The organism is Gracilibacillus oryzae (assembly GCF_009498735.1).
Lineage (GTDB): Bacteria > Bacillota > Bacilli > Bacillales > Amphibacillaceae > Gracilibacillus > Gracilibacillus oryzae.
On sequence record NZ_ML762443.1, the window covers coordinates 20818 to 42122 of the forward strand.

27 protein-coding genes are annotated in these 21305 nt (G+C 39.1%); 9 read left to right on the forward strand and 18 right to left on the reverse strand.

The genetic code is table 11. The features are described from left to right. The 9 genes from F9U64_RS17870 to F9U64_RS17910 form a co-directional block, all read right to left on the reverse strand. A partial coding sequence (locus tag F9U64_RS17870) for a helix-turn-helix transcriptional regulator (protein ID WP_194287432.1) occupies positions 1-804 on the reverse strand: 804 nt, incomplete at its 3' end. 573 nt (positions 805-1377) lie between these two features. Continuing rightward, the gene (locus F9U64_RS17875; RefSeq protein WP_153406272.1) at positions 1378-2133 is read right to left on the reverse strand and encodes a class I SAM-dependent DNA methyltransferase; all 756 of its coding nucleotides are present in this window, start codon (positions 2131-2133) and stop codon (positions 1378-1380) included. Further along, on the reverse strand, positions 2134-2478 hold the full coding sequence (rsfS, locus tag F9U64_RS17880) for a ribosome silencing factor (RefSeq protein ID WP_153406273.1): 345 nt from the start codon (positions 2476-2478) through the stop codon (positions 2134-2136). It abuts the gene before it with no gap. A 12-nt stretch (positions 2479-2490) separates the two neighbouring features. After that, complete coding sequence (gene yqeK / locus F9U64_RS17885) at positions 2491-3054, reverse strand: bis(5'-nucleosyl)-tetraphosphatase (symmetrical) YqeK (RefSeq protein WP_153406274.1); 564 nt, start codon at positions 3052-3054, stop codon at positions 2491-2493. Positions 3055-3106: 52 nt separating this feature from the next. Then, positions 3107-3679: a nicotinate-nucleotide adenylyltransferase gene (locus tag F9U64_RS17890; protein ID WP_153406275.1), complete on the reverse strand. Its 573-nt coding sequence runs from the start codon at positions 3677-3679 to the stop codon at positions 3107-3109. A gap of 15 nt (positions 3680-3694) precedes the next feature. Next, complete coding sequence (gene yhbY, locus F9U64_RS17895) at positions 3695-3988, reverse strand: ribosome assembly RNA-binding protein YhbY (RefSeq protein ID WP_153406276.1); 294 nt, start codon at positions 3986-3988, stop codon at positions 3695-3697. 2 nt (positions 3989-3990) lie between these two features. Next, the gene (gene aroE, locus F9U64_RS17900; RefSeq protein WP_153406277.1) at positions 3991-4830 is read right to left on the reverse strand and encodes a shikimate dehydrogenase; all 840 of its coding nucleotides are present in this window, start codon (positions 4828-4830) and stop codon (positions 3991-3993) included. A 27-nt stretch (positions 4831-4857) separates the two neighbouring features. After that, positions 4858-5958, reverse strand: coding sequence for a ribosome biogenesis GTPase YqeH (yqeH, locus tag F9U64_RS17905; RefSeq protein ID WP_153406278.1), 1101 nt, complete (start codon positions 5956-5958; stop codon positions 4858-4860). 2 nt (positions 5959-5960) lie between these two features. After that, complete coding sequence (locus F9U64_RS17910; protein ID WP_153406279.1) at positions 5961-6476, reverse strand: YqeG family HAD IIIA-type phosphatase; 516 nt, start codon at positions 6474-6476, stop codon at positions 5961-5963. Between the two features lie 605 nt (positions 6477-7081). On the opposite strand from F9U64_RS17910, the gene sda reads away from it, so the two are divergent. The 8 genes from sda to sigK all read left to right on the forward strand — a co-directional run bounded on the left by sda (position 7082) and on the right by sigK (position 13821). Continuing rightward, a complete protein-coding gene (gene sda, locus F9U64_RS17915) occupies positions 7082-7222 on the forward strand; it encodes a sporulation histidine kinase inhibitor Sda (protein ID WP_153406280.1) in 141 nt (46 codons plus the stop codon). Between the two features lie 371 nt (positions 7223-7593). Continuing rightward, positions 7594-9927 (forward strand): Na+/H+ antiporter subunit A, encoded by a 2334-nt coding sequence (locus F9U64_RS17920; protein WP_153406281.1) that lies wholly within the window; start codon positions 7594-7596, stop codon positions 9925-9927. Continuing rightward, positions 9928-10266, forward strand: coding sequence for a Na(+)/H(+) antiporter subunit C (locus tag F9U64_RS17925; protein WP_153406282.1), 339 nt, complete (start codon positions 9928-9930; stop codon positions 10264-10266). It begins immediately after the preceding gene. Continuing rightward, positions 10262-11740, forward strand: a complete 1479-nt coding sequence (locus F9U64_RS17930; RefSeq protein WP_153406311.1) for a Na+/H+ antiporter subunit D — start codon at positions 10262-10264, stop codon at positions 11738-11740. The genes F9U64_RS17925 and F9U64_RS17930 overlap by 5 nt, the downstream gene beginning before the upstream one ends. Positions 11741-11746: 6 nt before the next feature. Further along, positions 11747-12223, forward strand: a complete 477-nt coding sequence (locus F9U64_RS17935) for a Na+/H+ antiporter subunit E (protein ID WP_153406283.1) — start codon at positions 11747-11749, stop codon at positions 12221-12223. After that, positions 12220-12531, forward strand: coding sequence for a Na(+)/H(+) antiporter subunit F1 (locus tag F9U64_RS17940; protein ID WP_153406284.1), 312 nt, complete (start codon positions 12220-12222; stop codon positions 12529-12531). The genes F9U64_RS17935 and F9U64_RS17940 overlap by 4 nt, the downstream gene beginning before the upstream one ends. After that, positions 12512-12883: a monovalent cation/H(+) antiporter subunit G gene (mnhG, locus tag F9U64_RS17945; RefSeq protein WP_153406285.1), complete on the forward strand. Its 372-nt coding sequence runs from the start codon at positions 12512-12514 to the stop codon at positions 12881-12883. The genes F9U64_RS17940 and mnhG overlap by 20 nt, the downstream gene beginning before the upstream one ends. A 236-nt stretch (positions 12884-13119) precedes the next feature. After that, a complete protein-coding gene (sigK, locus tag F9U64_RS17950) occupies positions 13120-13821 on the forward strand; it encodes an RNA polymerase sporulation sigma factor SigK (RefSeq protein ID WP_153406286.1) in 702 nt (233 codons plus the stop codon). Between the two features lie 433 nt (positions 13822-14254). Here sigK and mtnN read toward each other — a convergent pair whose 3' ends face one another. Further along, positions 14255-14944, reverse strand: a complete 690-nt coding sequence (mtnN, locus tag F9U64_RS17955) for a 5'-methylthioadenosine/S-adenosylhomocysteine nucleosidase (RefSeq protein WP_153406287.1) — start codon at positions 14942-14944, stop codon at positions 14255-14257. Positions 14945-14955: 11 nt separating this feature from the next. Beyond that, the gene (locus F9U64_RS17960; RefSeq protein ID WP_153406288.1) at positions 14956-15708 is read right to left on the reverse strand and encodes a YrrS family protein; all 753 of its coding nucleotides are present in this window, start codon (positions 15706-15708) and stop codon (positions 14956-14958) included. Between the two features lie 338 nt (positions 15709-16046). On the opposite strand from F9U64_RS17960, the gene F9U64_RS17965 reads away from it, so the two are divergent. Then, positions 16047-16280: a KTSC domain-containing protein gene (locus tag F9U64_RS17965; protein WP_153406289.1), complete on the forward strand. Its 234-nt coding sequence runs from the start codon at positions 16047-16049 to the stop codon at positions 16278-16280. Between the two features lie 67 nt (positions 16281-16347). Here the strand turns inward: F9U64_RS17965 and greA are convergent, their stop codons facing one another. From greA to F9U64_RS18000, 7 genes are all read right to left on the reverse strand, one after another. Then, positions 16348-16824: a transcription elongation factor GreA gene (greA, locus tag F9U64_RS17970; RefSeq protein WP_153406290.1), complete on the reverse strand. Its 477-nt coding sequence runs from the start codon at positions 16822-16824 to the stop codon at positions 16348-16350. Positions 16825-17046: 222 nt separating this feature from the next. Then, positions 17047-17691, reverse strand: a complete 645-nt coding sequence (udk, locus tag F9U64_RS17975) for a uridine kinase (protein WP_153406291.1) — start codon at positions 17689-17691, stop codon at positions 17047-17049. A gap of 1 nt (position 17692) precedes the next feature. Further along, positions 17693-18352 (reverse strand): O-methyltransferase, encoded by a 660-nt coding sequence (locus F9U64_RS17980; RefSeq protein ID WP_228275786.1) that lies wholly within the window; start codon positions 18350-18352, stop codon positions 17693-17695. Positions 18353-18438: 86 nt separating this feature from the next. Then, entirely contained in the window at positions 18439-19593 is a 1155-nt protein-coding gene (gene mltG / locus F9U64_RS17985) for an endolytic transglycosylase MltG (RefSeq protein ID WP_153406293.1), read from the reverse strand. 522 nt (positions 19594-20115) lie between these two features. Beyond that, positions 20116-20403 (reverse strand): DUF1292 domain-containing protein, encoded by a 288-nt coding sequence (locus F9U64_RS17990; RefSeq protein ID WP_153406294.1) that lies wholly within the window; start codon positions 20401-20403, stop codon positions 20116-20118. A gap of 173 nt (positions 20404-20576) precedes the next feature. Continuing rightward, positions 20577-20993 carry a Holliday junction resolvase RuvX gene (gene ruvX, locus F9U64_RS17995; protein ID WP_153406295.1) on the reverse strand — a complete coding sequence of 139 codons (417 nt, stop codon included), beginning with the start codon at positions 20991-20993 and terminating at the stop codon, positions 20577-20579. Continuing rightward, a complete protein-coding gene (locus F9U64_RS18000) occupies positions 20986-21255 on the reverse strand; it encodes an IreB family regulatory phosphoprotein (RefSeq protein WP_153406312.1) in 270 nt (89 codons plus the stop codon). Before F9U64_RS18000 ends, ruvX begins: the two co-directional genes overlap by 8 nt. Between the last annotated feature and the right edge of the window lie 50 nt (positions 21256-21305).

Below are 21305 nucleotides of genomic sequence, written 5' to 3' on the forward strand. Positions count from 1 at the left end.
AAATCGTATGGCATTGTTTGGCAATTCTTCAATCACCTGATCATTGCTGTAGATTGATTCCTTCACTTGGTTGGAATATGGTGTTTCAATGATCAGGTCTACCTTGATCGGATCCTTAATAAAACCAAGTTGGGGAAATTGTTTGCGAATATCAAAAGCATCTGGCATCTCATAGTGATCAAATGTTTCTTTCACTTCATGTATGCGGATCAGTTTAAATGTACGCAAAGCTTTTTTCTTTTCACAATAAGCAACAGAATAAAGATTCTCATCATATACAACAAAGGCGTAAGGCTGAATCGTCCTTGTCGATACTTCATTTGTAGAAGCAGCGCCATATGTAAGTACAACTTTTTTCCTTTGATTAAATGCTTTATACAGCTTCTGGTAATGCTCCGACTGGTCACCAACTTCATTATTAATTAAGTAATCATTGGCGAAATAAAAATGCTTGCTGCTTAATTGTTCATCTCTTTGCGCTGCCTTGATTTTCTCCAGGGCATTTCTTAATGTCACATCATGTTCCGGCTGTTTCGACAAATAGGCCTGGATCGCAATTTGCAGTTGACGGATTTCTTCAGAATGGAAATTTCGAATCGGAAAGATCGATTTTTTATCCAAATAATATCCGCCATTTGCTCCACGTTCGCTTTCAATATAGATCCCCGCTAACTCCAGCTCTTGTTTATACTGGCGGATCATACGCGGTTTCACTTCCAATTCTTCCGCTAATTCATCAATTTTCATTTTGTTGCGGGCCATTAATAATTGTACCATTGCAAAACAATTGCTAAGTTTACTCATCAGAATCGTCCTTTGATTGTTATTGGTAGTCCTTTAATCACTGTGTAAATATACCTATTATTATAACAAAAGAAGACGCTTGAGACATCCATTTTTTGCATTTTTTAGTTTTGCTTTTTTTTTTAACAGGAAATCGTAGTGTGATTTCCTACGTTTTCCGGTTTATCTTCCTTTTAACAGGAAAACCCTGCTGGCTCGCTCTTTGTTTTCCCGTTTATCTTCCTTTTAACAGGAAAACCCTGCTATCTCGTACTTTGTTTTCCGCTTTATCTTCCTTTTAACGGGAAAACCATGCTGGCTCTTACTTTGTTTTCCTGTTTATCTTCTTTTTAACAGGAAAACCCTGCTGGCTCTTACTTTGTTTTCCGGTTTTTCTTCCCTTTAACAGGAAAACCATGCTGGCTCGCTCTTTGTTTTCCTGTTTATCTTCCTTTTAACGGGAAAACCATGCTGGGACTCTCTTTGTTTTCCGCTTTGTCCGCAAATAAACAAAGATTTCCGCTCGCTCTATCCATAAACAACCACTAAATCTATACAAAACCATAAAAAAAACGCCCCTCCCAAGAGGTGCGTCTATTTTTGACAAACAAAAAATATGCGGTTGCCTGCTTCTGCTTCCGGATCTTTGCTTGGAATGATGGAAAAATCGGCATAAATATCTAATACATTCAAACCTGATTGTTCGAGGAACTGGCGGTATGCAGCGACAGAAAATGTTCGCTGATGATGGGTTTCATCAAACCGCTCATAAAGCGCCCCTTCCTCATTCTGGATGAAGAAAGTTAAATCATGAAACAGTTCCCCGTCACGATCCCCTTCTTCACAGAACCAGACATAGGAAATATCGTCATAAATCTCTGCAAATGTCTGGTTGACCATATTTTTCTCAAAATGATTCAAACTGTGAACATCAAAGATAAAAATACCGCCAGGGTTCAGTGCATTGGAAACATTTTGAAAAACTTTCTGTAAATCAACCGTATCTGTCACATAATTGATTACATCACATAAACTGATGATTAGGTCGAAACCAGCCAGCCCGTCTAGTTTCCGGATGTCCTGCTTGATATAATCAATCTGGACACCTGCTTCTTTCATTGCAGACTGGGCATAGGAAAGCATATCTTCAGAAAAGTCAACACCTGTTACGTCCATACCATTTTTCGCCAGTCTTATGCTCATTTCGCCTGTTCCGCAACCAAGATCAAGTAGGCGAACAGCATGAGGACAGTGCTTCCTCATGATTTCATAGACAAATGCCTGCCAGTCATCATATGGGGCATCTTCCATTAGTACATCATATACATAGGCCAGCTTGGAATAGGCCATTTATAATCTCACTTCAAGCTGAGGAGCATCTCCCCATAGTTTTTCCAGATTATAGTAGATCCGTTCATCACGGTGGAAGACATGGCAGACGACATCACCTAAGTCGACAAGCACCCATCTTGCCTGCTCAAATCCTTCCAGTCGCTTTACATTTACTTCCTGTTCTTCCGCGACCTCTTTTACTTCACGGGCAATTGCCTGTACTTGACGTTCATTTGATGCATCGCAAATAAGGAAATAATCTGCCATTAAAGAGACTTCCTTCATATCCAGAATTGCGATATTCTCCGCTCGCTTGTCATCACAAGCTTTTGCTACAAGATCCACTAATTGTTTACTATCCATTAAGTTTCCTCCCTATTTTTTTAACATTAATCTTTCGTTATATAACTGAAATGTGTCAGGATATACTGGTTGTTCATGTTCCATTAAGAATAGTACCGTATGTTGTGCAGCCATCCAGCAGGCTTGGTCGATGTCATCATAGACGATTGCCCGAATATCTTCCACTCCGGGAGTTTTTCGCCCTGGCTCAATATAGTCGGCAATATAGATGATTTTATCCAGTAAAGACATATGCCGTTTCCCTGTTGTGTGATAATAAACAGCACTCTGAATTTCTGCGTCTTTTATTCCTACTTCCCGCTCGATCATGAAGGAGCCTACCGGGCCATGTAACAGTTCATCACCATATTCCAATAAATCCTGCGGCAGATTTTCACTTATCACCCAGCGGCGCATTTCCTCAACATCCCGGTATTTGGCATAATCGTGAAAAATGGCTGCCTGTTCTGCTTTTTTGACATCTGCTCCGTAGTGCTCTGCTAACTTTATAGCAGTCTCCATGACTCTGACAGTATGCTCATAACGTTTTTTCTTTAATTGTTTTTCTACAATTGCTAGTGCTTTTTCTCGTTCCAATTCGTTTCTTCCCTCACTTTATCTGTTCAAGACATGTTACTTTATCCTATGATCAAGCTTGCGTCTGATATAACTTCGATTTCTCGATGATTTCTCTTACAGCGTCTGTCGTGAAGTATCGAATGGACTGGCCTTTTGCTGCACGTTCTCTGATCATTGTTGAAGAGATATCGATTAAAGGCATTGCTACTTCTTCTACATTATATTCCGTTTTAATCGAATAGCCTGGCCGATTCACACCTGCAAACTGCACCATTTTATTTAATTGGTCAATCTTATGCCAATGGGGTAAATATTCGACCATATCCCCGCCAATGATAAAGTAAAACTGAACAGCTGGGTATTGTTTTTGCAAATCGTGTATTGTATCGATCGTATAGGACTTTCCTCTCCGGGTTAGCTCCATGTCATTTACCCGAAAGGCTGGATGGTCCTTGATCGCTGCTTTTGTCATCTCTAATCTTATCTTCCCGTCAGACTTTGCCTCATCCTTGTGTGGCGGCTGATAGGTTGGAATAAACCAGACCTCATCAAGCTGGAGCGTCTGATAAGCTGCTTCTGCCATGATTAAGTGTCCGAGATGTGGTGGATCGAATGTACCGCCAAATAAGCCGATTTTCTGCATGATTCCCACCTTCTTCTATGGCAAAGTTATCTCCTTGTTTTCGGTTGATTCTTTATATAAAACAATGGTGTTACCGATAATTTGCACTACATATGCATCTGTTCCTTCTGCTAATGCTTCTGCCACGTCCTCTTTTTCTTCCAGGCAGTTCTGCAAAATCGATACTTTGATTAATTCACGTTTTTCCAATGCCTCTGCTACTTGTTTTACCATATTCTCATTGACCCCGTCTTTTCCTACTTGGAATATGGGATTCAAATGATGTGCTTTTGAACGTAAAAAACGTTTCTGTTTACCTGTTAATTGCAAATTTATTCACCTCTTAGTTTCTGTTCCAGCTCGTCAACCAGATGGCTGACTTCCAAATTCTTCCCAGTCCATTTCTCGAATGCTAATTGACCTTGATATAAAAGCATGCTGTGCCCATGATGAATCTTGGCACCACGGTCTTTCGCATCCTTAAGTAGTCTGGTTGTAATCGGCTGGTAGACAATGTCACTTACAACCGTGCTTTCAAGGAGATTATCCAATCTGATAATTTGTTCCTCTATATTAGGCTTCATCCCAACTGATGTAGTTTGAATGATAAGATCATACTCATGTAGATGCTGTTCCGCTTCTAGAAAAGACATCACTCTTGAGGACGAGGAACCATCATTTAATGGCAAAAGTGCTTCCGCTTTATCTAATGAGCGGTTGGCAATATCGACAGTTTTTACCCCTTTTTGAACGATCGCACGATAGATCCCTCTTGCTGCTCCGCCAGCACCTAATAATAACACAGATGTGCCTGGATGCAAAAGATCCGGATATGGCTCGACTAAGGAACGGACATAACCTTCTCCGTCTGTTGAATAGCCTTTCCATTTCCCGTTTTCATTTACGACCGTGTTTACTGCACCAAGAATTTCAGCATCTTTGTCCAGTTCATCTAAATAGTCTACAATTACTTGCTTGTAAGGGACCGTAATATTAAATCCGTCAATACTCGCATTTTTTAAATGCTGAATAACGGAAGGCAGTTTTTCATGGTCTCCTTCATATAACTTATATTCCCCATTTAGGCCAGCTAAATCAATAAATTTTGCATGAATCCATGGTGATAATGAATGGCCGATCGGATGACCGATTAAGCCAAGCTTTAACGACATTTCCCTTCCCCCTGACAATATCTGTTTTTAAATCAGCGCATTGCGAATTGAAATCTGGATGCCTTTCGGTACATGAATCGTGACCGTAATGCCGCCTTCAGGAACAGTAATCCAGCCAAGTCCCGGAATAACAATATCGGTTTTTTCATGTGCTATTTTGAATGTCTGTCTCGTTAATGGTGGTAATTTTTCTAATGTCTCCTTACTTGGCGGCTGCAGCAGTTCTCCGACATGTTTTTCATAAAACTGGTCTGCCTGTTCAAGCTTTGTACGGTGAATCATCAATGAATTGGCAAAATAACAGACAAAAGACTGCTTCATCCCTTTTTCAAAATCGAACCGGGCAAAGCCTCCGAAAAATAATGTCTGCTGATCCTGGAGCTGATACACTTTTGGCTTGATCTCTTTTTTCGGTGTAATCAGCTTCAGATCCTGATCTGTTACATAGTGCACCATCTGGGAACGATTGACAACACCTGGTGTGTCAAACAATGATGACTGCTCATCTAATGGGATCTGGATAAAACCTAATGTAGTCCCAGGAAAATATGATGTCGTGATCGCGTCATTCACTCCGCTGGAACGGTTGATCAGCTGGTTAATAAATGTTGACTTCCCAACATTCGTACAGCCGACAACATACACATCCTTATCCTCTCTCATTTCTTCGATTGCCTGTTCCACCTCTTCAAAACCGTAGCCTTTCGCAGCGGAAATCAAGAAAACATCCTGAACTTTCAGACCATAATCACTGGCTGTTTTCTTCATCCAGTGTATTAATTTATTCCGGTTCGTCGATTTTGGCAACAAATCAACTTTATTTCCAACTAATATAATAGGATTATTGCCTGTCAGTCTTTGCAAACCTGTAATAAAACTGCCATTAAAATCAAAAATGTCAACAATTTTCACAACAAGACTGCTTGTATCACTGATCTGATGAATCATGCGCAAATAATCATCATCCGTATATTCCACATCCTGCACTTCATTATAATGCTTTAATCGGAAACAGCGCTGGCAAATGACATGTTCATTATCCCATGCACTTTTCGGCAAAAATCCTGCCTTTGTTTTATCTTCTGACTGCAGTTCTACCCCGCAGCCTTCACAGTGTACTACTTCCATGTCTAGTCCTCCCATTTGATCATCCCTTTTTTCCGCATCCAATGCAGAATCCGCCGTTCCATCATGCGATTGATTTTAGTTATTTTCCCGTCCGTTTTGACAATTGGGACAACAAGGATCGTATGAAACCCGGCAAAATTGCCACCAAGGACATCTGTCATTAATTGATCACCAATTACGACAACTTCTTCCTTTTTCAGGTTCATTTTCTTTGCTGCACGTTTAAATGCATGGATCAACGGTTTTCTTGCACTGAATACATATGGTGTTTCCAAGGGTTCAGAAAAAATACTGACACGCTCTTGATCATTATTTGAAATAATCATTACATTTATCTCATATCTTTTCATTTCTTCAAACCACTCGATAATTTCCGGTGTGGCATCCCTGACGTTCCATGCCACTAATGTATTATCAAGATCTGTAATTACACCTTTTATCCCCATGTTTTTCAACTTGGCTGGAGTAATGTCTAATACAGACTTCACGTGTTCATTTGGTAAAAAATTTTTTAACAATGATTAGCCACCTCTATTAGTAATTTTCCGTAAGTACTTGACCTTTTCCTATGATAAACAATTTTCAGCAATTCTTCCACTAATAATAAGTGAAAGATGTCAATTTCACACTATTACCAGATAACGGAAGGAATAAACAGGTTTTAACGTGCATTTCAATCGAACGTATGTTAGTATATAACAGGAAAGTTATGTTAGTCACTGATATAGTACGATAAGGAACAATGTAGGGAGACAGAAAAAATACCAGGACAAGCAAGAAGAGAAAAATGGATAAACATACTAAAATATGTACGATTCCTCTCATTATTGCATGTCCAAAGTAAGAATCGTTCGACAAATTACAACAAACTGTTTCCTGTGGATAACTTTATGCACATTTTCCACACTAAATAGAGCATAGTTGGCGATGTTTATCACCAGCTTATCCACAAATTACGAACAACTCTTTGTAGATAACTTATCACTTGTTCGTTCAACTGTTTCATGCTAAAGTTACGTTAATGAAAGAATTGGTCAGAACATTTTAAGGAAATTTTTATTAACTGCTGGTTAGAGAGAGACTATTTTGAATACAAAATACCCTGTAATCGGAGGGACATGCATTGGAAAATTTATCGGATGAGCTTTTAATTGAATCATACAAAAAAGCGAATGAATTACAACTTAGTTATGAATTTATTCGGTTAATGGAAGAAGAAATGAAAAGAAGATCCTTACTAGATGAACTTTATCATACGAATTAATCTCCCAGAAGCAGATGGAAAGAATGCCTTTCTATCTGCTTTTTCTTCTTTCTATATGAATACAGACCGGTCCGTTCGCCTATGAGCGTCAGGCATACCTGTCTGGTTTTCTCCTCCGATGAATAACCCCCCACTATATTGGCAAAGCTATTTCCTGACATCAGTTGGACATTTTATCCACTTCACTAAACTAACTTTTCATGAAAAAAATTTTTCCCGGTTATTTTAAATAGGATATTTCTCGTCACAAAATGTCAGACAAGTGTTTGATAGTGTGCTCTCCTCTTGTATTTATGCATATTTATAGATTAGAATATAAGAAAGCACAAGTATACAATTAATTAAAGATACATAAGGGGGATCATCACTAGATGTTATTTGCTGTGTTTTTGCCAGCTTTATTGGCAATTTTCATTCCATATTTAAGCAAATGGAAAGAAAAGATACATACAGGCTATTTTGTGCTGCTCGCGCCATTGGCTGTATTTATTTATTTCGTTTCCTTTGTTGGAGGGGACTTCGAACCAGTTACACAGAACTATAACTGGATACCGTCGTTAAATATCGGCTTTGACTTTTACCTTGACGGGTTAAGTCTGTTGTTTGCCTTATTAATCAGCGGGATCGGCTCATTAGTCGCATTTTATTCGATTTTCTATCTACATAAGACAGAACGACTGGATCAGTTTTACGTCTATTTACTTCTTTTTATGACTGCCATGTTCGGTGTCGTCCTGTCAGACAACGTTTTTGTACTCTATTCTTTCTGGGAGTTAACCTCCATTTCCTCATTCCTGTTAATCGGTTATTGGAATTATAAGGAACGATCACGATATGGTGCACTAAAGTCCATGCTAATCACCGTTTTTGGCGGTTTGAGTATGCTTGGCGGGTTTATTCTGCTGACAATGATTACTGAAACAACCAGCATTCAGGAAATGATTGCACAGGCAGATGTTATTTTATCACATGAGTATTTCGGACTAATTATGGCCTTAATTCTGTTAGGTGCCTTCACGAAGTCGGCCCAGTTTCCATTTCATATCTGGCTGCCTGATGCGATGGAAGCTCCGACACCTGTCAGTGCCTACTTACACTCTGCTACAATGGTAAAAGCGGGTATTTTTCTTGTTGCACGTTTTACACCTATTTTGTCACAAAGTGAATGGTTCTTTGTGTTCGTCAGCGGAATCGGAATATTGACCCTTGTCTGGGGTTCCTATATGGCTGTTCGTCAGACAGATTTAAAAGGGATTCTCGCCTTTTCTACCATCAGTCAGCTTGGTATGATTATGGCAATGCTTGGATTTGGTACAAGTGCAGCAATATTTGGTGCTGTTTTTCATATTTTGAATCATGCGACTTTCAAGGGAAGTCTGTTTATGGTTGCAGGGATTGTTGATCATGAATCTGGAACAAGAGATATAAGGAAGCTGGGCGGACTTGCCACATTAATGCCGATATCGGCGACACTGGCATTTTTCGGAACCTTCTCTATGGCAGGGGTCCCTCTTCCATTCTTAAACGGTTTTTACAGTAAAGAAATGTTCTTTGATGCAAGTATTGAACTGGAATCATCTTCTTTGATGATTGCAGAACTATTGCGCACAGCTATTCCATATCTGGCGGTTTTTGGCAGTATTTTTACATTTGTTTATTCGATGTATTTAGTGTTCGGCACATTTATGGGGAAAAAGAAACTCGAACAATTGCCGAAAAAACCACATGAAGCACCAATTGGCATGCTTGTGCCGCCGATTATTTTAGTGTTAGGTGTTATTATTATCGGGATTCTTCCTGAAACGTTTAATGGCAATCTGCTTGCACATGCTGCAGAAGCGATTTACGGAGCACCGGTTGATAAGCATATCCAGTTCTGGCATGGCTGGATCACACCATTGTACATGTCACTAGCGGTTGTTGTAATCGGGGCTATTCTCGCATTTGTACGCAAATCCTGGAGCGGGATATACAGTTTCTTCCCTGGTAAATTAAGTTTTAATAAAGCTTATGACTTTATTGTTGATCAATTAGAAAAAACTTCTGCAAGAATTACCAACAGTTATATGAATGGTTCATTAAGAAGATATATGGTGCTTATTCTTTCAGCGATTCTTATTGTCACTTTCACCTTTATCGGTCTGACTGGCGGATTTGCCTGGGACACAAGCAACTTAGCGGAAATAACTGTTCACGAAGTGGTAATCGCACTTGCAATGGCTATAGCTGCTATTGCCACCATATTTACTAATAACAAAATCGGCGCCATTTTAATTTTAGGTGTCGTAGGTTACGGGTTAGCCCTGTTATTTGTTGTCTACCGTGCGCCAGATTTAGCTTTAACACAATTAGTGGTAGAAACAATTACTGTGGCATTATTCCTGCTGTGTTTTTATCATTTACCGAACTTGCGCGTTCGTACAGATTCTGTTTTTGAAAAAACGACAAATATTATTATTTCAATTGGTTTCGGAGCGTTAATGACCGTTGTGGCTATTTCTGCTCACAGTACGAAATTATTTGATACCATCTCCAGCTATTTTGTGGAAAATTCCTATAAGCTAGGCGGTGGGGATAATGTCGTGAACGTTACCCTTGTTGATATTCGTGGAATAGATACGTTGTTTGAGATTGTGGTGCTCGGCATTGCCGCACTTGCAATCTACGGAATGATTAAACTGCGCCACAAGAAGGGGGCAAAATAAATGGAAATCATTATGTCTATTCTTGCAGGCGTCCTTTTTACAACAGGTGTCTATAACTTATTACAGAAACAGCTGTTACGGATTGTCATTGGTACGGCCCTTATTTCCCACGGTGCTCACCTGTTTATCTTAACAATGGGTGAGTTAAAACGAGGGGCACCTCCAATATTAGATGATGCAATCTCAGATTACACAGACCCACTGCCGCAAGCTCTGATTCTGACATCAATTGTTATTAGTTTTGGTGTCACGAGTCTTTTACTAGTATTAGCCTATCGGGCATCAAAAGAGAATGGGACAGATAATATGGATAAATTGAGGGGAAGCGAAAATGATTAGTAATTTAGCAGTATTGCCAATTGTTATTCCACTTCTTGCAGGTATTCTTACAATCTTCTTTCACAAAAAACTGCCGATTGTAAGAATATTTACTCAAGCAGTGTTAGCAATTAATCTTGTCGTCGTGTCGTACATACTTTGGTATGTGAATCAAAATGGTACCATCGTATTGGAATCTGGTGACTGGGCAGCTCCTTTTGGGATTGTCTTAGTTGCCGATATGTTATCACTATCACTTGTGTTAACAACAAATATCGTAGCATTTGCCTGTGCGCTTTATGCACCAAAATCGTTAAGTATACAAAAGGAAGAATTTTATTTTTACACCTTTTTCCTTCTACTAATTACAGGAGTGTCCGGTGCATTTATTACTGGTGACTTGTTTAACTTGTTCGTATTCTTTGAGGTGCTGCTAATGGCCTCTTATGGACTGATTGTACTTGGTGGCGAAAAAGTGCAACTCCGTGAATCGATCAAATATGTTTTAATCAACTTATTTTCATCCATGCTATTTGTTACGACAGTTGCGTTCCTCTATTCTGTTGTGGGTACAGTCAATATGGCCCAAATTTCACAGAGGGTGGCAGAAGAAGGACAAACAGGTATTCTTACAGGGATCGGAATTCTCTTATTCTTTGTCTTCGGTACGAAAGCAGCTTTATTTCCATTGTATTATTGGTTACCAAAGCCTTATATTGTGCCAAACCCTGTCGTATCGGCTCTGTTTGGTGCACTATTAACAAAAGTCGGTATCTATTCTATCCTGCGAGTATTTTCCTTAATATTTTTCCATGAGCAGATGGTATTTGACTTCTTTATCTGGATTGCTGGATTTACCCTTATCTTCGGGGCAATCGGCGCTCTGTCAACAAACAATATAAAAATGATTATTGCTTATAACATTATTCCTGCAATCGGGTTTATGCTGATGGGAATTGCTGTATTTAATGAGAATGGTCTAAGTGGCTCTATTTACTACTTAATTCAGGACATGATTATTAAAGCTGCATTATTTTTAATGGTTGGAGCGGTTGCCTATCTGGCTGGTACAAGTGATCTGCGCAAAATCAGAGGGCTTATTCACCACTACCCTTTCTTAGGCTGGCTGTTCTTCCTTGCTTCCTTCGTGTTAGCAGGTATCCCGCCATTTAGTGGTTTTATCGGGAAATTACTGCTCGTGCAAGGTGCATTTGAAGAAGGGGAAATTGCGATTGCTCTTATTGGTTTAGGTGTAAGTCTGCTTATCTTATATTCTGTTATGCGAATCTTTATCAGAGGCTTCTGGGGAGAGAAAGATGATGCGATTATACCCGATCATAAAAAAGCAAGAGGATTTATCGTCCCAATTGTTTTCCTGCTCTTCTTCAATGTACTGCTTGGTGTAGGAGCGGAATGGTTCTATCCAGGTATTGAATCAATCGGAAGCTACCTGTTAGATCCGGAAATTTATATTCAATCTGTTTTAAAGGAGTAAATCAGTATGCCTCTTCAGATTATTTTAAACTTAATTATCGCCATAATGTGGATGTTTCTAAGTGAGAGTTACCAGTTCACCAGTTTCTTAACAGGATTTATTATTGGTGCTTTGCTGTTATATCTTTTACAGCGTTTTATACCAGATGCCTTTTATCTCTCGTATGTCTGGAAAATAATAAAGCTGTTATTCCTTTTTGCTAAGGAACTGGTCTTATCCAATGTTGAGATTGTAAAGTGGGTATACAAACGTGGCCGTGATTACAATCCTGGAATCTTTGCGATGCCAACTGATTTAAGAACAAATTGGGAGATTACCATGTTAACCTCTCTTATCTCATTAACACCTGGAACGCTTTCTGTTGCCATCTCTGATGATAATAATATGATCTACATCCATGCAATGGATATTGACGATAAAGAGGAAGCAATCCTTGCAATTAAAGATACATTTGAGAAGGCAATTATGGAGGTGACACGATGAGTGAGTTTGCCTCATTTTTACCAGACCTTATTTCTGTGATTACCGTTATTTGTATGGTTGTTGTTACGATTTCGATAACTATCCTGCTTTATCGGGTTGTCAAAGGTCCTACAAATCCTGACCGTGCCGTCGCTTTAGATGCGATAGGCATTAACCTGATGGCAATGGCAGGGCTTGTCGCAATCTTACTTACATCAACCCAGTTAAATGATGTAATCCTGCTTATCGGTATCTTACTTTTTATCGGTACAATTGCTTTAGCAAAATATCTAGAAAAGGGTGTTATCATTGACAGAAACCGTGATTGATGTAATATTTGATATTCTTGTCATCTTGTTACTTATCTCTGGAGCGTTTTTCATCATATCTGCTACAATCGGAGTGATCCGGTTTCCTGATGTCTATACAAGATTACATGCCTCTACAAAAGCCGCTACCCTTGGGATATCCGGTATCTTAATTGGCGCATTTATCTTTTTGTATGCAAATCATGGAATCATCAGCGGAAAGCTCATTCTTGGGATTATTTTCGTCTTACTGACTGCACCTGTTTCGGCACATATGATTGGCCGAGCAGCCCACAGCTCAGGTGTTGAACCATGGTCCAAAACTGGCGAAACACGGGACGAATATGCAGAAATAAAAAACAAAGGTTCCTAAACAAAACTCTCACCAAATCGGTGGGAGTTTTTTTGTATCCCCCACTTCCTTTCTTCGTGTTGCTTGAAGGTATTAATGAGACGGTTGATGCTCTGATCATAACTCCTCCCTATTATTCCACTTCAAAACTTCTTTTCAGAGGACAATCTCTTTTTCGATATTTCTGACACAATGGACAAATTGTCTACATATGATGAAATATGGGCAAATACCTACTCTAGTCAGGAGGTGTGAGATTGTCAATTCTGCTTAGTATCATTGCATTGTTTAAAGAAGCGTTATTTTTTGTTGCCTATGTAAAAAATAATACCTTCCCGCAACCGCTTCCGCCAGACCAGGAAGCCAAGATGATTGAAAAGATGAAAGACGGCGATGAATATGCCAGGAACAAGCTGATCGAACATAACCTGCGTCTCGTCGCACATATCGTAAAAAAATTCGAAAGCACTGGGGAAGATGTGGAAGACCTTATTTCCATTGGAACGATCGGTTTAATAAAGGGCATTGAGAGCTATTCCAGTGATAAAGGAACGAAGCTGGCAACATATGCTGCAAGATGTATAGAAAACGAGATTCTGATGCATTTACGTGCAATTAAGAAAACGAAGAAAGATGTCTCACTGCAAGACCCGATTGGCCAGGATAAAGAAGGCAACGAAATCAGTCTGATGGACATATTAGAAGCAGAAAATGAAGACATTACAGAAGCAATCCAACTTCATATGGAATTAGAAAAGATTCAAAAATACTTACGCGTGTTGGATAACCGTGAAAAAGAAGTCATCATTGCAAGGTTCGGGCTTGGCAACAAAGATGAACTGACACAAAGAGAAATAGCCAAAAAATTAAAAATCTCCCGCAGTTATGTTTCTCGAATCGAAAAACGCGCATTAATGAAAGTCTTTCACGAATATTACCGCAATGAATTAAAAAAGTGATGGAACAAAGGCGCAAGCGCCCGTTTAGAGACGTAGCGAGTGGAGCGAATCAACTGAGATAAAGGAATCACGGTGAGGTAACGAACCGATGATGACTTTCACCCATGGGCATAAGGGCGACTAAGCCTCTGGTAAACCAATCGGCAAGTCTTCTTTATCGTAGGGCGATTTCGCGAAGTCGCCTAGTCTCTGGGCGCTGGAGCCGGACGTGGCCGTTTCTGTCAGCGAATATTATATAGTCAAAATTTTATACTTTCTTTACTGATTAGAAAAACTCGCATTCGCTCGTCTTTTAGCGAATGTGCTAGTTTTTCTTATACTTTGTACTTCAAAATTTCTACTGCGTCGATCGATACTTCCTTGCAGAAATTTTATACTTTCCTAACGTGTAACAAAAAGCAGCTGATCTCTATTTGACCAGCTGCTTTTCCAATTAAGAGTTTTTCACAACGTCCATTATCAAATTAGCGGCGTTTTCTGCTGCTTTCGAAAGAAAGGCATCAAATGATACAGAAGATTCCTTGCCTGCAATATCGGAAAGTGCGCGAATCACTACAAATGGTGTTTCAAATTGATAACATACCTGTGCAATTGCTGCTGCTTCCATTTCTGCTGCAATTAGATTCGGAAATTTACTGCGGACAAACGCTATTTTGTCCTCATCCTGCATAAATGTATCACTTGTCGAAATTAAACCTTTCATTGCCTGAACATCAGTTAAATGCTTAGCGGCACTCATCGCTTTTTCAATAAGCACAGGATCTGCCTCAAATGATGCTGGCAGTCCAGGCACCTGGCCATATTCATAATCAAATGCCGTTACATCCACATCATGGTGAACGACAGATGAAGAGATAACAATATCCCCTACTTCCAAATCATGGTGAAAACCGCCTGCTGAGCCTGTATTAATCACAAACTCCGGCTGGAACTTTTCAAATAAAATAGTCGTCGCAATGGCTGCATTCACTTTACCGATACCAGATTTTAACAGAACTACTTCTTTTCCTTCCATTTCACCAATATAAAAGTCGCCTCTGGCAATTACCTTATGTTCTTTCAGGTCCATTTTGTTCTTTAATAATTCTACTTCTTCATCCATTGCTCCGATAATACCGATCAACGTTATTCCCCCTAGTTTCTTTTATTCTCAATCAGTTCTTCTACTAATGTAGGCTGCCATCCTTGCTCTTCCACCCACACCAGATGAACTCGGTAGACTTGTGATTCATCTGAGTCCGGGGATACCGTAACTTCGACTGCATCTTCACCAGCTCTTCCAGCCCACCAGGTAATCTGCTGTCCTGCCGGAATACCTGTTGCCACTTCCACTGCCCTGCTCATTTCTTTTCTGTCAACAGATCCATCATCATACTCTGTTACATGCGGTCCTTCCTGTTCTGTCCCAACAGGCTGCCAGTTGCCTTCATATGCTTTCTTTACATTTTCTCCAGCTGGTTCCACATCATACGTCTCTGCATTATTATTATTATTTGCTTGTTCATTTTGTTCATTCTGCTCACCATTCTGATTACTTTCTTCATCATGGTCTGATGATTGGTTTTCATCTTCCTCATCAGGAACTTCCACGACTAAAGGTTCTTCTGTGGTTGAGTCACTGTTTGCATCCGATTCATCATTCTCGTCATCTTCTAAAATCACTTGATTCTCCGGACTGTTTGGATTATTTCCTTCAGATCCTTCATTTTCTGTCTGCTGATCATTTGTTCCAGCGGCCTCTTCATCATTGCCGCCAAGCAGTAACACTGCAATCAACACAACCAGCAGAATGAAACCTGAGATATAGAGTATTGTCAGAGTTTTGGTGCTTTTTCTTTTTTTACTGAAACGATTGGATCTTGTGATATTTCCATACTGATCTGCCATATTCTCACCCTCCCGAGACTCTATTATACTAAATATCAATATCTTATAGCAAAAATCTGTTAAGAAAAAAATATTAAATTTCTATTACGATTTTCTTCTTTTTTTGTCATTTTTGCAGGATTTTGAACATATATATGGAATATAACCATATAGAGGTTTTAAAAGATCTATTTTTAAAAGGAGGGTTAACAAGTCTCAAGGAGTTCTATTCAAGACAGAATCCCATGATGTGCTTAAACTCCGGAAATTAGTACAAGTACCTCGAATGCAAAATAGTGAATTATTGTAATCTTGAGGGAAGATAAGGAAACCTCTATGAAAAGTGAGGAGAGTGAATATTGTTGAGAACGACTACTTTTAATCGTGATTTGTGGCAATTGAACTCATTTGATTCCATTGGCTATGACAAAGAGAAACTTTTACTTGATATTTATTTTTTTGATGGGAACACATTACAATTTCACTCCATTACAGAAGATATTCTCTTTGCACTTATTTTAGACAAACAAAAAGAGAAATTTATTGAAGAAAAATTAAAACCAACTCATTTAATTGAACCAATTAATGCTTAAGAATGACTACATAACTTATATAGAAAAAGATGCCTATGTGATATAGACATCTTTTTTTTGCATCTATCTATTCTACTTTTAAAATCTTTACTTCCATATCACCAGCTGGTGTTGGAACCGTTAACTCTTCTCCAACAGAATGTCCCAGGAGGCTTTTGGCGATTGGAGAATCATTCGAAATTTTTCCTTCGAACGGATCAGCTTCTGCACTGCCGACAATGGTATAGCTTTCTTCTTCCCCATCAGGCAGTTCCTGGAATGTGATCGTTTTCCCTAATGCTACCGTGTCCGGATTCTCGTTGTCATTCTCAATGATAACAGCATTACGGATCATATTCTCAACCTGAGCAATTCTTGATTCAACAAATGCCTGCTCATCTTTAGCCGCATCATATTCTGAGTTCTCCGATAAATCACCAAATCCTCTGGCGATTTTAATTCTTTCTACTACTTCTTGTCTTCTTTCCGTTTTTAAATATTCTAATTCTTGTTCTAATTTTTCTTTACCTTCTTGGGTCATATAATAACTTTTATCTTCTGGCACTGTCCTACACTCCTTCTATATACATTGTACCGATTGATTAACATGATTGTTGTTTCATTTTATGAATCAATCTTATATTTATCCCTAATATTTATAGCTTGGTTTGTCGAATGAGGAAACCATCGGACTCTGCTTGCTAAAAATATTTTACTAACCATTACTATGGCAGATTTTATCGATTTTTTCAATAGTTTTCTATCCGTTTCTGTAATCAAAAATAGATCACATATTCTGACCGTTCCCATCATGGAGGACTTTCTCTATTTTTGTTGCCAGTATATCGATAGCAACAGTGTTCTGGCCGCCTTCAGGAATGATAATGTCTGCATACCGCTTCGATGGCTCAATGAATTGCAAATGAGCAGGTCTTACTGTCTGTATATACTGATTGATAACAGAGTCAATCGAGCGTCCTCTTTCTTTAATATCCCGAAGTAATCTGCGGATAATGCGCAGGTCTGCATCTGTATCAACAAACACTTTAATGTCCATTAACTCTGTTAACCTTGGATCATCAAGGATTAAGATCCCTTCAATAATGATAACATCCTTTGGTTCAATTGGAATTACTTCTTCTGAACGTGTATGCAAGGTATAATCATAGACTGGTTTGTTGACAGGCTGATGATTTAATAATGCTTTAATATGTTCGACCAAAAGGTCATTATCAAATGCGAGCGGATGATCATAATCTGTTTTTAATCTCTCTTCCATCGGCAAGTCTGATTGATCTTTATAATAATAATCCTGCTCAATAACAAGAACAGACTGATCTGTAAAACGGTTCTCTATTTGTCTTGTTACAGAAGTTTTCCCGGAGCCGGATCCTCCTGCAACTCCAATGATGACTGGCTTGTGCTTTTCCATGTTATTCGGACACCTCTTCTTTTGCTTTTGGTACACTTATTGCTATCCCGTCTCCAACGGGAAGAATGGTTGTATGATAACTGCCGTGATCAGTTAACCACTTATTGTAACTGTTAATTTTTTCTGCTAATTTCTGCATTCTTTTGCTTGCATCACGATGATCTGCTACAAGACCGCGAAACAGTACATTGTCTGTCACAATCATACCATCCGGGCTCAGCATTTTCTCATACATTGTAAAGAATTTCTGATATTGACCTTTGGCTGCATCAATAAAAATCAGATCATATGGTGCTTTTTGTTCCACTGTTTCTGCTACATCCAGTGCATCGCCGAAAATAACATCAATCTGATCTTCTTTCTTGCGTTCTGCAATATGATGAGTTGCCCGTTCATACATTGCCTGATCTCGTTCTATTGTTACAATCTTTGTGTGTTTATATGCATATGCCATTCTTAAGGAAGAATAACCAATTGCTGCACCTATTTCAAGAATGTTCTCAGGCTGTTTGATTCGGATAATTTGTTCCAAGAAAGCAATCCCGATCTTGTCCATTATCGGAACATGGTTTTCTATGGCCTCATCTTCTAATTCTCTTATCCATTGTTCATTCTTTTGATTTAAGTTTACTAAGTATGATAGTACATTAGGATCTAACAATGCTTGCCCCTCTTTTCCTTGCAAAGATATCATTTTCTTTATGAAACGGGAAAAGCAGGGCGTATGGAACCCTGCTTCCCCATTAATTAATCCTGTGAATGGATATATTGTTGTTCATAAGCCTGGTGTTGTTCATATGTTTCTGAATAATGAACATTTCCTTCTGCATCTGCCAGGAAATATAAATAATTAGAGTCTTCTGGTTCTAAAACTGCCTGCAGGGAGCTCTCACCATAGTTCGCGATTGGACCAACAGGAAGACCCATTACTGTATACGTATTGTAAGGTGACTGAATTTCATAATCCTCATAAGTTAAGCGCGAGATATGTTCGCCATGGGCATAGATTACCGTCGGGTCTGTCTGCAGCATCATATCCTGTGCCATACGATTATAGAACACGCCAGCAATACGTTTCCTGTCTTCCATTGATGGTGCTTCCTCTTCTACCAATGAGGCAAATGTTACAATATCATGGATCGTAAATTGCTCCAGACTGTCGATTTGATCCATATAGATAAAAAGAATGTCCCTTGATTTGTTAAGCATATTCGTGACGATGGTATCAATGGTAGGCTCTTCTTCATAGAATTCATACGTCGCCGGGAACAAGTACCCTTCTAATGGATAGCGGATGTCTTCTTGTAAGATTTCTTCCGTTAAAATGTTCGGATATGTTTCCATTAATTCTTGTATATATGCTTGATCATTCATTTTTTCTAAAAATTCTTCCCGGTTAATTCCGGCATTTTCCTCATAGATTGTGGCGATTTCTTCGATATTACGTCCTTCTGGTACGGTAACGCGCAAAACGGCCTCTTTGTGAACAGTACCTGTCTCCAACTGGGATGTTATCTCTGCCAATGTCATGGAAGGAGAAAGTGTATAATCACCTGCCTGAAAGTCTGCAGCATTATTGAATTTGACATAAAACCGGTAGATCAGGCTGTTATTTATTAAACCCGCATCTTCAAGAATTGTGGCAATATCTGTTGTGCTCGATCCCATTGGAATGGTCACTTGCACTTGTTCTTCAGTGTCTGGCTCTACTGGCGCTAAACCGTTTGCAACATATTTGTATGCGGAATATCCACCAATCACAATGAAAGCAATTAATATGATAAAAATAAAAAAGAAGATTTTTCTCGCAATACTGGCCTCTCTGCCTCGTTCCTGTGCGATCTCTTTATATGTCGGTTTCTTTCTCTCTTTTTTGTTCGAATCGTCGGTACTCTTACTCATCAGAGTATCCCCCTTTCACCCGATATATTATACTACAATTTTCGGCAAAGGGAAACAGAGGAAGAAAGATTAGCCATTAAATGTCTTTTAATTGTAATATTTGATATTTTTAAAGACTCTCTTTACTGCCAAAACGCGATAACTTTCTAATTTTAATCTTGAGTGATACGTCGTTCCGTAAATAAACTGCGCTTTCCGCGGGTGTCTGACAAGCCTCCTCGTTCGCAAAGACCGCTTTCTGCGGGGTCTCGTCTAGGCCTCTGATCCCGCAGGAGTCTCCGTTTATTTACTACACTTGAAATGAGCTTTGTATTTTCCGGTGCAAATATTACATCGGGATAATACACGTGCTACACATATTGATTTATTAAGCTGAGTTCGACATATAATATTTCATCCTCTCATCGGTATCTATGCTTTATTAGGGTCTCTTCTATTTATATAAGTCATCTATTGTTAGTCTATGAAATAATTATCCAATAGAACAACCCGCTTCGGCTTGGAAGCGGGTTGTTGTGATGTTTATTCTGACAAGTCTTCGTTGTCGGCGATGGTGTTTAGTACTTCTTCGACCATTTCCCATTCTTCTTCTGACTCAATCTGGTAGAGAGAGAGGTCGTCGTCATTGTCTTTTTCTTCGTAACGAAAAGCAAAAACTTCTACTTCCTCGTCATCTTTCTGATCTGCAGGTACTACTGCTACATAAGATTGTTCTGTTTCATCTACATCAAATGTAAACAATACTTCAAACAGATGCTCTTCCCCGTTCTCGTCAGGGATAATAATTCGTTCTTTTTCTTCTAATGCCACAGTAAAAACCTCCTTAAATTCTCACTTTAACACAGCGTTAACCGTCTGTAATATCCCATCTTTCGTTCAGGGCTACATTTAGTAAGTAATTTGGGGATAACAGACGCTAAACATCCTGATAAGTTTCGCTAATGATCTGTGGGGAAAATCGCCCCACAGATCAAAGTCTCACTTTATATACTGTCCAAATAGCCTTGTAATATCATTACGGCAGCCATTTTGTCGATTACTTTCTTGCGTTTTTTCCGGCTCATATCTGCTTCGAGCAAAACTTTCTCTGCAGCCATTGTTGTTAATCTTTCGTCCCAAAAGATCACTTCAACAGAAAAAGTTTCTTCCATAAAAGCTGCAAAATCCTGTGAAGCTTCACCTCTTGGACCAATCGTACCATTCATATTCTTTGGTAAGCCGACCACGATCTTGTTTATATCATTTTCCTCAATCAATTGACGGAAATCTTCCTCAACTGACGAATAGTCAGGCTCTTCCCAATAGAGTGTGGTAAGACCCTGGGCTGTCCAGCCAAGAGCATCACTCACCGCAACTCCGATTGTTTTTGAACCGACATCTAGTCCTAATACTTTATTCATTATGTTTATTTGAGCTGATGTAATATTGAACCAGTTCTTCAATTATCTCATCACGCTCAATTCTCCTTATTAAATTTCGTGCATCCTTATGACGGGGAATATAGGCTGGATCACCTGATAATAAATAGCCGACAATTTGATTGATCGGATGATAACCTTTTTCTTCAAGGGCTTCGTGTACGAGTAATAAGACCTCACTTACATCCTTTTCAACGGGCTCATCAGCAAAATTAAATTTCATTGTTTTATCCATTCCATCCATGGAAGCACCCCCATTAATTGCTAGAACATGATCTTGAAAAAAACTGTCAT

Excerpts from the sequence above, each read along its gene's own strand:
- F9U64_RS17875 (WP_153406272.1), bottom strand. The coding sequence starts at position 2,133 with ATGGCCTATTCCAAGCTGGCCTATGTATATGATGTACTAATGGAAGAT.
- rsfS (WP_153406273.1), bottom strand. The coding sequence starts at position 2,478 with ATGGATAGTAAACAATTAGTGGATCTTGTAGCAAAAGCTTGTGATGAC.
- F9U64_RS17890 (WP_153406275.1), bottom strand. The coding sequence starts at position 3,679 with ATGCAGAAAATCGGCTTATTTGGCGGTACATTCGATCCACCACATCTC.
- aroE (WP_153406277.1), bottom strand. The coding sequence starts at position 4,830 with ATGTCGTTAAAGCTTGGCTTAATCGGTCATCCGATCGGCCATTCATTA.
- yqeH (WP_153406278.1), bottom strand. The coding sequence starts at position 5,958 with ATGGAAGTAGTACACTGTGAAGGCTGCGGGGTAGAACTGCAGTCAGAA.
- F9U64_RS17920 (WP_153406281.1), top strand. The coding sequence starts at position 7,594 with ATGTTATTTGCTGTGTTTTTGCCAGCTTTATTGGCAATTTTCATTCCA.
- F9U64_RS17925 (WP_153406282.1), top strand. The coding sequence starts at position 9,928 with ATGGAAATCATTATGTCTATTCTTGCAGGCGTCCTTTTTACAACAGGT.
- F9U64_RS17935 (WP_153406283.1), top strand. The coding sequence starts at position 11,747 with ATGCCTCTTCAGATTATTTTAAACTTAATTATCGCCATAATGTGGATG.
- F9U64_RS17940 (WP_153406284.1), top strand. The coding sequence starts at position 12,220 with ATGAGTGAGTTTGCCTCATTTTTACCAGACCTTATTTCTGTGATTACC.
- F9U64_RS17960 (WP_153406288.1), bottom strand. The coding sequence starts at position 15,708 with ATGGCAGATCAGTATGGAAATATCACAAGATCCAATCGTTTCAGTAAA.
- udk (WP_153406291.1), bottom strand. The coding sequence starts at position 17,691 with ATGGAAAAGCACAAGCCAGTCATCATTGGAGTTGCAGGAGGATCCGGC.
- mltG (WP_153406293.1), bottom strand. The coding sequence starts at position 19,593 with ATGAGTAAGAGTACCGACGATTCGAACAAAAAAGAGAGAAAGAAACCG.
- ruvX (WP_153406295.1), bottom strand. The coding sequence starts at position 20,993 with ATGAATAAAGTATTAGGACTAGATGTCGGTTCAAAAACAATCGGAGTT.
- F9U64_RS18000 (WP_153406312.1), bottom strand. The coding sequence starts at position 21,255 with ATGGATGGAATGGATAAAACAATGAAATTTAATTTTGCTGATGAGCCC.